Source organism: Microcoleus sp. N9_A2, from assembly GCF_036701775.1.
GTDB lineage: Bacteria > Cyanobacteriota > Cyanobacteriia > Cyanobacteriales > Microcoleaceae > Microcoleus.
The window spans coordinates 29,714-42,624 of record NZ_JAUBRH010000031.1; the positions used below are offsets into that span (position 1 = coordinate 29,714).

General features: G+C 48.3%; 7 protein-coding genes. 3 read left to right on the top strand and 4 right to left on the bottom strand.

What is annotated here, in order from left to right; all coding sequences use genetic code 11:
- Position 1: 1 nt before the first annotated feature.
- The gene (tyrS, locus tag QUA44_RS18105) at positions 2–1,213 is read right to left on the bottom strand and encodes a tyrosine--tRNA ligase (protein ID WP_333276646.1); all 1,212 of its coding nucleotides are present in this window, start codon (positions 1,211–1,213) and stop codon (positions 2–4) included.
- Between the two features lie 360 nt (positions 1,214–1,573).
- Between tyrS and QUA44_RS18110 the strand changes: the two genes are divergently transcribed.
- Positions 1,574–3,493, top strand: a complete 1,920-nt coding sequence (locus QUA44_RS18110) for a transglycosylase domain-containing protein (RefSeq protein WP_333252945.1) — start codon at positions 1,574–1,576, stop codon at positions 3,491–3,493.
- Positions 3,494–3,785: 292 nt separating this feature from the next.
- Here the strand turns inward: QUA44_RS18110 and QUA44_RS18115 are convergent, their stop codons facing one another.
- The 3 genes from QUA44_RS18115 to QUA44_RS18125 form a co-directional block, all read right to left on the bottom strand.
- The gene (locus QUA44_RS18115; protein ID WP_006632589.1) at positions 3,786–4,109 is read right to left on the bottom strand and encodes a DUF1825 family protein; all 324 of its coding nucleotides are present in this window, start codon (positions 4,107–4,109) and stop codon (positions 3,786–3,788) included.
- Positions 4,110–4,334: 225 nt separating this feature from the next.
- Positions 4,335–4,928 (bottom strand): signal peptidase I, encoded by a 594-nt coding sequence (gene lepB, locus QUA44_RS18120; RefSeq protein WP_333252943.1) that lies wholly within the window; start codon positions 4,926–4,928, stop codon positions 4,335–4,337.
- Positions 4,929–5,339: 411 nt separating this feature from the next.
- Positions 5,340–7,817, bottom strand: a complete 2,478-nt coding sequence (locus QUA44_RS18125; protein WP_333252941.1) for an ATP-dependent Clp protease ATP-binding subunit — start codon at positions 7,815–7,817, stop codon at positions 5,340–5,342.
- 701 nt (positions 7,818–8,518) lie between these two features.
- On the opposite strand from QUA44_RS18125, the gene QUA44_RS18130 reads away from it, so the two are divergent.
- Positions 8,519–10,603 carry a histidine phosphatase family protein gene (locus QUA44_RS18130; protein WP_333252939.1) on the top strand — a complete coding sequence of 695 codons (2,085 nt, stop codon included), beginning with the start codon at positions 8,519–8,521 and terminating at the stop codon, positions 10,601–10,603.
- A 182-nt stretch (positions 10,604–10,785) separates the two neighbouring features.
- On the top strand, positions 10,786–12,903 hold the full coding sequence (locus QUA44_RS18135; RefSeq protein WP_333252937.1) for a mechanosensitive ion channel domain-containing protein: 2,118 nt from the start codon (positions 10,786–10,788) through the stop codon (positions 12,901–12,903).
- Positions 12,904–12,911 lie beyond the last annotated feature (8 nt).

The window sequence follows — 12,911 nt, forward strand, 5'->3', positions numbered from 1 at the left end:
TTCAAGACATCAATCGCACAAACTTATTCTTCCCAACCTGCAAAACTTTACCGCATAAATCTGCAGGTGATTCAAACGTAAGGTTAACATCAGAAGCCCGATCGCCCTCCAACTTCACCCCACCGCCCTGCATCAACTTCCGTGCATCACCGCTGCTCTTGCAAAGCCCGCTAGCACTAAGGATATAAAACAACTTAGCCGGAAACTGGACATTTGCCAAGGAAAACTCCGCCACAGCATCAGCCTGTCCCGCCGCACCTTTGATCAGAGTCATTGCATCTTGTTGTGCCCGATCACCCGCTGCTTTCCCCCAATACTGACTTACCACATCCACAGCTAAAAGTTTCTGTTTTTCGCGCGGATTTTCTGGCAATTCATCAAACGGCAAATCTGTCAATAGTTCAAAATACTGGGCGATCGAACTATCGGCAATTTTCTCCAACTTAGAATACATCGTCAGCGGGTCTTCAGACAAACCGACATAATTATTCAAAGACTTCGACATCTTCTGCACCCCGTCAGTCCCCAGCAAAATCGGCATCAGCAAACCAAACTGCGGTTTCATCCCAAAATGCCGCTGCAAATCTCTCCCCACAGCAATATTAAATTTTTGGTCAGTTCCCCCCAACTCCACATCCGCCTCCAAGGCCACGGAATCGTAACCCTGCATTACTGGATACAGAAACTCGTGCAGGTAAATCGCATTTTCCTGCTGTATCCTGTTGTCAAATCCCTCTTTAGCGAGCATCTGCTGCACCGTCATGGTCTTCAGCAGCTCCAAAACCTTCGCCAAGTCCAATTTGGACAACCACTCGGAGTTATAGCGAATTTCCAAGCGTCCGGGTGTGTCAAAATCGAGAATCGGACGCACTTGATCTAAATAAGTCTTGGCATTTTCCGCCACTTGTTCCTCTGTCAACTGCGATCGAACTTCAGATTTCCCTGTCGGATCGCCAATTCTTGCGGTAAAATCTCCGATGAGCAGTACCGCCGTGTGTCCTGCGTCCTGAAAAGCTCTCAGCTTGCGGACGCAAATGCTGTGTCCCAGGTGAATTTCGCTCCCTGTGGGGTCAATTCCGAGTTTGACTCGCAACGGGCGATCGACTTTTGTCAGCAATTCTGCCAGATTTTCGTCAGGGTTGCTAGAATCAGGTCGATCGGGAAAAATCTCGCTGATGCCGCGGTAAAGCGCTGAAAGGTTAGGAGTTATCATAGGGGAGCGATCGGAAACCATAATATTTTGCCGGCCTTGCAGCGGAATCAGTTAAACTCACTGATTCACGCATACAAACACACTTAACAAGCTACCATAATCCCAAAGCGACCCTGCTTTTCTTGGCTAACCCCGCCCAAAAACACCTACCGTGCCCCCGACAACAGTCGCGGCGAGTCCCAAATTTTAGACAAAGAGTTCAAACTCCCAAATTCATCTGCCGCAAGTAAATCTAAAATCTAAAACTGGTAATAAGCGAAGCCGAAGTATCTAAAATCTAAAATCGACTGACAGCCTCCAGAGTTCGCATCTAAAATTACAAGTCTTAACCCCAAAATCGAGTGAGGAAGTGAAATCCACGTGTCAACTAACGCAGTCCGCAAACATACGGAAAACTCAGCCCCTGTATTCGAGTTTGTTCAGTCAGTCAGCAAAGTGACCGCCGGAACTATACTCAGCATGACAATGCTTGCCAGTTCCGTAGTCGCTGGTGGACTGGTTGGCTTAGCGATCAGCTTCCGCAATTTGCCAGATGTTCGGATCTTGCAAACCTACTCTCCTACAGAAACTACCCACATTTATGACATCAACGGCAAGCCCCTAGCCAGCATCCACGACGAAGCCAACCGGGATGTCGTACCCCTTGAGCAAATATCCCCGAATCTGAAACGAGCTGTTCTGGCGATCGAAGATAGCAACTTCTTTACTCACAAAGGCATCAACCCCGGCGGGATAGCCCGAGCCCTCATAGTCAACCTAGAGAAAGGTAGAACCGTTGAAGGCGGCTCGACTATGACTATGCAGCTAGTCAAGAACCTGTTTCTTTCTCCGCAGTCAAAATTTAGTCGCAAAGTAGCTGAAGCGGTAATGTCTATCCGCTTAGAGCAAATACTCAACAAAGACCAAATTCTGCAACTATATCTGAATCAAATCTACTTAGGTCACAACTTGTACGGCGTAGAGACAGCCTCTCGAAGCTATTTCAACAAGTCAGCCAATAATTTGACTCTTTCAGAAGCAGCGATGCTCGCCGGCTTAATTTCCGCCCCCGAAGAATACAGTCCTTTTGTCAATTACAAGTTGGCAAAAGAGCGGCAGGAAATCGTTTTAAACCGGATGAAAGATCTCAAATGGATTACGGTGGCGGAAGCGGATACCGCCCGATCGCAAAAAATTAAGCTCGGCAAAATTACCTCCTTTGGCGGCTCTCAAGTTCCTTACGTCACGCAAGCCGTAGTCCAGGAACTGACAAGGCGTTTCGGGCGAGATGCCGTGGTTAAGGGAGGAATGCGCGTTCAAACCACGATCGACCTCAAAATGCAGCGCATAGCCGAAGAAACAGTCAAAGCGTGGCACAATCGGCTTTACTACCAAGGCCTGTTTTACGATCGCGACGAAGGTCAAATTGCCCTAGCCGCCGTCGATCCCCGCACCCACTTCGTCAAAGCAATGGTGGGCGGCGTCGATTACGAAAAGAGCCAGTTCAACCGCGCCATTCAAGCACGCCGCCAGCCCGGATCTTCTTTTAAGCCTTTTATCTACTACGCTGCCTTTGCTAGCGGCAAATACACCCCGGATTCAGTTGTCTACGACTCCCCTGTCGGCTACCGCGACGGCGACGGCTACTACTACCCTCAAAACTACGGCGGCGGCTTCTCCGGTGCCGTCAGCATCCGCAGAGCTTTGGAAGTATCTCTGAACATTCCCGCCGTCAAGCTTGGCCAAGAAGTCGGATTGAATAAAGTGATTGAGATTTGCCGCGTACTCGGCATCAGAAGTCCGATGGAACCCGTGATTTCTTTGCCGTTGGGTGCCGTTGACCTGACTCCTTTAGAAATGGCCGGAGCTTTTGCTACCTTCGCGAACAACGGCTGGCATTCTGACACCACATTTATCGTGCAAGTCACTGACAGCAGCGGCAACGTCTTGCTCGACAATACCCCCAAACCCAAATTAGTTCTCAATTCCTGGGCGGCCGCATCTGTCAACAGCGCCCTGCAAGGGGTAATTAACAGCGGAACGGCAAGGGCTGCTCAACTTGGGCGACCGGCTGCTGGGAAAACTGGTACAACTTCCTCAGAACGGGATATCTGGTTTGTGGGTTACGTGCCACAGTTGTCGGTGGCTGTTTGGATGGGCAATGACAATTATAGACCGATGAGCTACGGTGCTACTGGCGGTACTATTGTCGCCCCTGTTTGGCGTGATTTTATGAGCCAAGCTTTGCAGGGAGTTCCCGCAGAAAATTTCAAACCTGCTTCATCTTTTGAGCGGCCTTAGTTATCAGTTGACAGTTGACAGTTGACAGTTGACAGTTGAGCGAAGGAAGAGTTAAAAGTTGACTGTTGATTGTTTAGCGAAGGAATAAGGAAGAATTAAAAGTTAACAATTAACAATTAACAGTTAACTGTTGAGCGAAGGAATAAGCAAGGAGAAAAGAAGTAATGGGTAATTACCAACTGTCAACTGTCAACTGTCAACCGTCAACTGTCAACTGTCAACTGTCAACTGTCAACTGTCAACTGTCAACTGTCAACTGTCAACTGTCAACTGTCAACTTATGATTGTCAACTTATGATTGTTTTTCCAGCTCAGATTTCATCCGCTCCAGCGTTGAGTTCATTTGCTCAAACATCTGCTGGGGCGTGATACCAAATTGATTGAGCTGTGTTTTTAACTGCTCTACAGTCATCTGAGCCATGAAGTCCTCAGAAAGCTCAAAGCGCTTCATAAAAATACGGTAGCGCTCCATCATTGATTCCATCTGAGCGATGAACATTTTCTTGCCTTCGCGATCGAATTTGCCGTAATTGCCACCTAGTTTGATGAGAGATTGATAGTCTTCAAACAACAGCTTGGCTTCTTGCTGAACAATTTCTGAATCAAAAAATCCCATAGCTTTCCTAATTTTTTAATATTCTACTAATTTTGATCGAGGCGAGAAATGCCCGCTGCTTTTTCTACCATTTTATCAGTTGCCGGAGGAAGTCCCTACCCCTTAAGGCGCAAGAATAAGTAGAAATTTCCGTACAGCATAAGGCATGGGCATGGAGCATTGGGCATTGGGCATTGGGCTTGCGATGTCAACAGTCAACAGTCAACAGTCAACAGTCAACAGACTTCAAACTTGCCCGATGCGTTCTAGAGGCCAAAACCGCACTACAGCGCGGCCGATGATGTTCTGCTTAGGTAAAAATCCCCACCTGCTGGAGTCGTTGCTGTTGTTGCGGTTGTCTCCCATCACAAAGTATTCATTTTCTGGGACGCGATAAGGTCCCCACTGGTATTTAGGAGGTTCGGCAATATATTTTTCGACCAGGGGTTTGTCGTTGAGATAAACTAAACCTTTTTTAACGGCGACGGTTTGACCGGGTAAGCCAATTACCCGCTTGATGAATGCTTGGTCTTGGGTAAAGCCTTGTTCTTGCAACTTTTCGGGAGGGGCAAATACTACGATGTCGCCAGTTTTGGGAGGTTCGAGGTAGTAGGAGATTTTTTCGACTACGACGCGATCGCCCACGTGCAAAGTTGGTAGCATAGAATCTGACGGTATGTAGCGCGGTTCCGCGATTAACGCTCGAATCACTATTGCTAAAGTCAAAGCAATAATCACTATCTGAAGATTTTCTCGCTGTGACTTCCACGCTTTCTGCCACCAGGTTTCAGGCGGATTTTCTGCTACTTCTGTACCCAACTTATTTTTTTCAGATGTCATGAAAGTCCTCGCTATATAGTTGCCACTAATTATCTGATTAAGCTCATCAGCATTTAAATTGCATCTCAAGAAATAATCAAACCATGAGCTGGCTGGACAAGCGAACCCGCCCAAAATACACAATTTAAATGCAGTACAGCTTACCATTGAAGTATGTCGCTGTTAATTACTAGACTTGAAGTGCAGGCATTCGCAAACAGTCTTGAAATTATCTGCGTTTATCTGCGTTTATCTGCGGTTTCCCTATCAATCAAAAATTTATGCAATAAGTCTACTCTTGATATTAACTCATAAAAAAGGCAGAGAATTTAAATTCTCTACCTTTTTTATGTGAGGATTTCGAGTGATTTGCGATCGCGAGATTAGTTATTTCACAACTTTACTCCCGATGCGATCGCACGCCACTCAACCTTACTCAGCACCTTGGGGCAGCAATTCCCGCTTTTGACCTTGCAGCACCTTAACAATTCCGGCTTCATCCACATCCACAACAGCGGTATCGCCATCTTTGATGCGGCCAGAAAGGATTTCCTCAGCCAAACTGTCTTCCAACAACCGCATGATAGCGCGGCGCAGGGGTCGAGCTCCGTAGCTGGGGTTGTAGCCTTCTTCTACCAGCCTTTCTTTGAATTTCTCGGTCACTTCCATCGTGATTCCCTGTTCTGTCAAGCGGCCGAACACTTCTTTGAGCATGATGACGGCAATTTCCTTGACTTCTTCCTTGTTCAACTGACGGAAGACGATAATTTCGTCAAGTCGGTTGAGGAATTCTGGGCGGAAGTAGTTCTTGAGTTCTTCGTTAACCAAAGAGCGAATGCGGTTGTAAGTAGCATCGGCTTGGTTGTCGCTGAACTCGAAGCCGAGGCCACCGCCACCTTTTTCAATCACCTTAGAACCGATGTTGGAAGTCATAATCAGCAGCGTATTTTTGAAATCTACGGTGCGACCTTTAGCATCTGTTAAGCGGCCGTCTTCCAATATTTGCAGGAGCATATTGAAGACATCGGGGTGGGCTTTTTCGATTTCGTCGAACAATACGACGGTGTAAGGACGGCGGCGGACTGCTTCTGTGAGTTGTCCGCCTTCGTTGTAACCGACGTACCCTGGCGGCGAACCGATAAGTTTGGAGACGGTATGACGTTCCATGTATTCGGACATATCCAGCCGAATCATCGCGTCTTCGGAACCGAAGAAGTAACCGGCTAGGGCTTTGGTCAATTCGGTTTTGCCGACGCCTGTGGGCCCGGAGAAGATGAAACTGGCGATCGGGCGATTGGGATTTTTCAACCCAACGCGAGCGCGACGAATGGCGCGGGAAACGGCTTTCACTGCTTCTTCTTGGCCGATCAAACGCTGGTGCAAGGTATCTTCCATGTGCAGCAGTTTTTCGGACTCAGATTCAGTTAGTTTGTTGACCGGCACGCCCGTCCAGCTTGCCACGATTTGAGCGATGTCTTCTTCGGTAACTACTGGCGATGGGTCGGTGTCGCCACGGGCCGCCGAGTCGGTTTTTTTGGCTTGGGAAATAGCGCGAATTTCGGCTTTGATGGTCATTTCTCGATCGCGCAATTCGCCCGCTTTGTCAAAGTCTTGAGAACGCACCGCTTCGTCTTTATCTTTCAGGACTTTGCGGAGTTCCTTATCAAGTTCTTTGGCTGCGGGGGGAAGTTGAGAGTTGATCAGGCGGACTCTCGAACCTGCTTCGTCTACCAAGTCAATTGCTTTGTCTGGGAGGAAGCGGTCAGAGATGTAGCGGTGAGAGAGTTTGGCTGCGGCTTCGAGGGCTGTATCCAAGATTTTCAGCTTGTGGTGCTGTTCGTAGCGTTCCCGCAGACCGAAGAGAATCTCGATCGTCTCGTCTACAGTCGGTTCGCCGACCATCACGGGCTGGAAGCGTCGCTCTAGGGCGGCATCGCGCTCGATGTGCTTGCGGTACTCATCGAGGGTTGTAGCGCCGATACACTGGAGTTCGCCTCTAGCCAAAGCTGGCTTGAGAATGTTAGCTGCGTCGATCGCACCTTCCGCCGCACCAGCACCGATCAAAGTGTGCACTTCGTCAATCACTAAAATCACGTTACCCGCCGTGCGGATTTCGTCCATGATTTTTTTGAGGCGTTCTTCAAATTCCCCCCGGTATTTTGTACCGGCGACGAGCAGGCCGATGTCGAGGGTGACGACGCGCTTGTCTTCGAGAATGTCTGGGATATCGTTGTTAGCGATGCGCTGGGCCAGGCCTTCGGCGATCGCGGTTTTGCCGACTCCGGGTTCGCCGATCAGTACCGGGTTATTTTTGGTACGGCGACCGAGGATTTGAATTACCCGTTCGATTTCTTTTTGCCGACCGACTACGGGGTCAAGCTTACCATCGACGGCCATTTGAGTCAGGTTGGCTCCAAATTCATCGAGGGTTGGGGTTTTGGTGCGAGCGCCGCCGCCCGTGGCTGCGACTTCTGCGGTTTCTCCCAGCATCCGAATCACTTGGGTGCGGACTTTCGACAAGTCTACTCCCAGATTTTCCAGGACTCTGGCCGCTACTCCTTCACCTTCGCGAATCAGGCCGAGCAGCAGGTGTTCGGTGCCTATATAGTTGTGTCCGAGTTGGCGGGCTTCTTCGAGGGACAGTTCTAGAACCCGCTTGGCGCGCGGGGTGAACGGAATTTCGACTGCTACGAAGCCCGAACCGCGCCCGATGATTTTTTCGACCTCAATCCGAGCATCTTTGAGGTTAACCCCCATTGATTTGAGGACTTTTGCCGCTACTCCGGTTCCTTCCCCGATCAGACCCAGGAGGATCTGTTCTGTCCCTACGAAGTTGTGACCCAGGCGGCGAGCTTCTTCCTGGGCCAACATGATTACTTTTATTGCTTTTTCTGTGAAGCGTTCAAACATGGTTTATTCCCACCTGCTATGTGCCCGTTTTGAGGTCACGCTCGCACGACGAGCGTTTTTGTTCGAGTTTTAACTCGTGATGCTAATTCTAGCGCGACACTCCCACCGCTCTGCCGCACTCGGCTGCGGTTGCAGATTCCAGGCTCATGTTGCAGGGTGGCTTTCAACTGGGAAGACCCAAATGGTGGCTGACCTACAACCTCCCCTAGACTGCAAGAAGATTGCTCTTCTCGGTCTGTGCCCAACCTACGACTGCGTATTGATGGATTCTAGCACAATCTTTTTGGCTGTCATGCAGGTGCAAAGGTGATAATTCTCGAAGTACAGGACGGGTTTTGTACAAAACTTATTAGTTAGATTCACGATCGATCCCCTAAACTCACCCTTAATCTGTTGTCCATCTCAAGAATCTGTTGGTATATGAGAGGGAGAGCGAGCTGGGCTTTCTTTATCTAAAAATATTGCCCCCGATCCGTTGAAGATTTGGGTAGTCTTCATGCTGTCAGTTGTGCGATCGCTCTTGAGCAATTAGTGAGTGTTGCTACACTCCGAGGAGTTTGGCTCAGACTATACTCAACACGGTCAAAGACCTTGCTTTCGTAGCAGAGTGCTTTTTGTCGTTAGCATATCTGACTTGAAAGTTTGGAACTTCAACGTTAGAAAAAATCTAAATTTTGTTTAAGGCGTAGTGAAAGTCAATCATGAATACTAGAAAGTTAGATGACCAGGTACAAAGTACCGAAGATCGATCGATCGAAGTTGCAGGTAAATCCCAGGATGGAACCACAGCAACTTCCGCCGCTTCAAAAACAGAATTCAATGCAGAACACCTAGGACGTGTCTACTTTATACGGCACGGTGAAAGTACCAGTAACGAGCGCAACATTTTTGCAGGAGTTCTGGATGTTGACCTGACAGGATTTGGTAGATTGCAGGCGCGCCGTGCAGGTGTCGATTTGAAGAAAAAAGGTACAAAGTTTGACGCAGTATATGTCTCCCACATGAGACGCGCACGGCAAACCTGCGAAATCGCCCTTGCTGAAAGTCAAGCACTAAAGTCGCCAAATACCCCGGTTGAGATAGACCATCGAATTAGCGAAAAATCCTTTGGCATTTTTGCGGGCCGCAACCTGAATCTGCTGCGTCTAGCCCTGGGCTACGAAGGCTTCGAGGAAATGTTGCATTCACATAACGAAGCACCCCCGGCTGGCGAAAAGATTGCCCAAGTTTATTCTCGCGCTGCCCGTTTCTACGAAGACAAAATAGTACCGCACTTGGAACGCGGAGAAACAGTTCTAGTAGTGTGCCACCAATATGTATTGGAGCCTCTAGCACTTTATTTAAGCGGTCTGCCGCCTACTGCTTATAAACACCTGAAACTCCCCAACGGTAAAGCTCTCAGCGGTGTGGATCTCGTCAAGTTTCGGGACAAGGAATCCGGCGGTGCTGCTTCCCTGCGTAAAGAGATCAACGATCTTTCAATTATGTGGGCGATTTTGATCTATGCCGCCGCCTTTTTGCTGGGAAGTTTGGTAGGGGCAATCAGCGGCGCAGCAGGAGGGATTCCGTCAGCCCTATTTCGAGCGATCGTCGTTGTGTGTCTTGCCGCTTCAACGTTTTATACTTACCTGGACATTGACTTTGCCGCGAGTAAACGCAAAGTAACTTCAACTGTGAAGTATCTAGTTTACGGGTGGATGGCAGTGCGATGGGTAGTTGGGCTATTTTTAATATTTTCTGGACTTTTGTATCAGACCGAAGCTGATTTGTACAAAGTTTTGTGGGTGCTGTTTTGGATGGTTCCGCCAGCCCTGACTTCCCCAGTTTTATCAGTGCTTTGGGGCGGCAATCTTTATCCGTCGGCTCTCTTGTCAAGAACCCTATCAATCGTTGCTCCACTGGCGCTTCTGGCTACATTGAAGGTTGCCAATTTACCCATTAACGTTGACAGCCTGATCTTTTTCGGTGTCATTCTAATTCTAGGTCTGGCAATACCGGGTGCGATCGCCCAGTTTTGGCGCGACAAATCCCCGGTGGAATCAAACCACCACAGTAAAAACTGGAAATTTATCGGTGTGCTTGCTGTCGCATTCATGGCTTTGGCAACCGGGTTTCAGTTTACTCCGGCAACATTCCTCAGCGATATATTTTCCTCAACGGATACAGCGCGATCGCTAGCTTGTCTGCAACAACTGGCAATTGCAACTTTGGTATTTGTCTCGATGCGCGTAGTAGCTACATTAACCTCAATAGTGACAAAGGGCAAGCTAAGCAAGGCAGAAGCTCGGGATGCTTATATCCTGCTTGTGAACCCAAACTTTTTCCTTTGGGCTGCTCTTTTCATCGGAGTTAGTGCAACTGCAAATCCCGAAGCCGTAAAATATGCAATTTTTTGGGCAGCGCTGGGGTTCTTCTGCATACCACTCATCGAACAGATATTGTTCATGAATTCATTTGGCAATGACATATTGAGAGAAACCCTGCGTTCTTCGAGAGTGGCAACAGCAGATATCAAAAAGCTGTTCCTGCAATTGGATACGGATGGCAGTAAGTCGCTAGAACGACCTGAGATTATGGAGCTGTTAGGCCTAATCGAAGATATGACAACAGGCGAACGTAGCTCTGAAGAAGTCAGAAGTTACATCACTGATTATCTTTTTAATACTCTTGACTCCGATAAAAATGGCAGTGTTGATTTAGCAGAGTTAGAAGAGTACATATCAACCTATGGGTTAGTTGCTAACCTGAATGTGGTATCTGCTACTGCATCCCCAGGTGGAGCATAAGTGGCGATCGCCCACAGTTGATATTAATTGAGCTGACAGAATTTTGGGAAATTCTGTCAGCTCCAAGTTCAAGACAGGAGCAATTTACAGATTCAGTCGCTCCACAGTACATCAAATTTTCTATTTAAAAACATAGTTTTGGAATGAACTTGTGAGATATCAAAATCGGGAGAATTTAGCAAATGTCACGTTATAAAATTCGAGCAATTATCCTGACAGCAGTCGTTTGTGTTGCTGTGGTATGGACGACTCCAGTGCGATCGCAGGAGCAAGAGCCAGCTCCCGATGACAACACTCCAAAGGAAAAGGTGGAACAAGTTAAACCAGAGAAACCACCAGACCCCAAAGCAGCAACTACTACCAAAGCTCTGAATATTCCCGTTGATGAACTGAAAATCCTCGTTAAGCCGCTCACTCTCGAAGAACTCCGAGACGAGGCAGCAGCGTGGATGCTTGTGCTCCAAAAAAAAGCCCACGAAATCAGCGAAGCTGAAGTTACCATCAAGCGCGAGAATCAAGCCATCAGCCAAGAACAAGAAGGCATTGATTCCCTAGAAAAAGCCACGCAAGCCCTGGAAGCGGCCGAGCAAGCTCAAAAAGGTGCTGCCCCTGGTTCGTCACAATATCTAGAAGGAACGAAAAAGGTAGAAGAAGCCAAAGAAAGCCTCAAAAAAGCCCAGTCAGCAGTCGAGAAATCGAAAATAACCAAAGCCGAATTAAAACAAGACGAGACATCGAATAAGACGCTGGAAAAAGCTCAAAAAACCGGTGACTTAGAAACAGCCAAACAAACTCTTGATAAAATAAAGGCCGATCGAGATCGGAGCGTTGCGGACTCTCTAGCTTATTCCGAGGCGAGCAAAACGATCGAAAAACTAGAAGCAGCGATCAAAGCCTTCGAGTCGGCCCAAGAAGCTCAAAAAGGTGCCCCTCCCGATTCACCGCAATACGAGCAAGCCACCCAGCAGGTCGAAAAAGCCGACGAAGCCCTCAAACAACTGCTCAAAGATATTGGGGCTACTGTAACAGGGCAATCGTCCCAAGAGCGAGACAACGCCACAGCCGCCGTTGAAAACACCGAAATTAAAAATAACGGCGAAGAGAAAGTTGCTGGGGAGCCCGGAGTCGTCAACAACCAACAGAACCTCCAACAAAAACAACAGGAACTCAAAAAAACGACCGAAAATTTGCAAAAGAGTACCGATGCGGAGTCTGCTGCAAAGAACCAACTCGTACTCACTGTTACCGAACTCCAGTCGCAGCTAACGGCGATCAACGATCGCTTTAACGTCATCTTAGAAGAACTGGAGAAAAAAGGTGGCGATCCCAAGCCCTACCGCCAGTACACTAAAGCAGTTATGAGTATCGATGTCGATACCAAAGATACCCAAGGTTTGGGCGTGCGACTTCTGGCTTGGGCCAAAGCTGAAGAAGGTGGGCTGCGCTGGGCGGGAAATACAGGGAAGTTCGTCGGGATTGTGATTGTTTCCGTCATTGTCTCTCAAATCCTCGGCGCCATCCTCAACCGACTGCTGGCGCTATTCGGTGGCACATCGAGAATCATGCGTAAATTTATCGTGATGCTGGTCAAGCGGGGCGGAGTTGTGGTCGGGTTTCTAGTTGCTCTGACAGCGCTGGAAGTCAGCCTCGGTCCAGTTTTAGCCCTGGTTGGAGGTTTGAGTTTCATTTTGGCGTTCGCGCTGCAAAGCAACCTGGGTAACATAGCCAGCGGCTTGATGATTATGGCTTACAAGCCCTTCGATGTCGGTGACGAAATCAAACTCGGCGAACTCTGGGGATGGGTAGAGTCCATCACCTTAGCTAACACGAAAATTCAAGGCCTTGACGGTCAAATGTTTAACGTTCCTAACAACACAGTTTGGGGGGACACTATCGAAAACCTGAGTCACAGTCCAACTCGTAAATTTACACACTGCTTGCGGATTGGCTTTGATGAAAACCTGGGTAAAGTGGAGCAATTGCTCGTAGAAATTCTCAAATCGCATCCCAAAGTTTTAGCAGTTCCAGCCCCCAGCACCCAAGTGTGGAGCATTGAAGATTACTACATCAGTCTGAAGGCCGATGGGTGGGTGAAAAAAGAGGATTTTTGGACAGTCCATTCAGACGCGATCCGGATGATTCGGGAACGGTTCAACTCTGAAGGTATCCAACTTGCTGCTATCCCCAAAAGTATGGATGTATCAGAACCAGATGATGGTAATGGCAAAATTCCCCATCTTGTTTCGGAAACGTCTGTGCATCGTCCGGCAAGTTTGCTTTCAGATAGCCCTAAAGATTAACCAAGGAA

What these genes read in the sequence shown, in the direction of transcription:
- tyrS (WP_333276646.1), bottom strand. Translation starts at nt 1,213, where the DNA reads ATGATAACTCCTAACCTTTCAGCGCTTTACCGCGGCATCAGCGAGATT.
- QUA44_RS18135 (WP_333252937.1), top strand. Translation starts at nt 10,786, where the DNA reads ATGTCACGTTATAAAATTCGAGCAATTATCCTGACAGCAGTCGTTTGT.
- QUA44_RS18130 (WP_333252939.1), top strand. Translation starts at nt 8,519, where the DNA reads ATGAATACTAGAAAGTTAGATGACCAGGTACAAAGTACCGAAGATCGA.
- lepB (WP_333252943.1), bottom strand. Translation starts at nt 4,928, where the DNA reads ATGACATCTGAAAAAAATAAGTTGGGTACAGAAGTAGCAGAAAATCCG.
- QUA44_RS18125 (WP_333252941.1), bottom strand. Translation starts at nt 7,817, where the DNA reads ATGTTTGAACGCTTCACAGAAAAAGCAATAAAAGTAATCATGTTGGCC.
- QUA44_RS18115 (WP_006632589.1), bottom strand. Translation starts at nt 4,109, where the DNA reads ATGGGATTTTTTGATTCAGAAATTGTTCAGCAAGAAGCCAAGCTGTTG.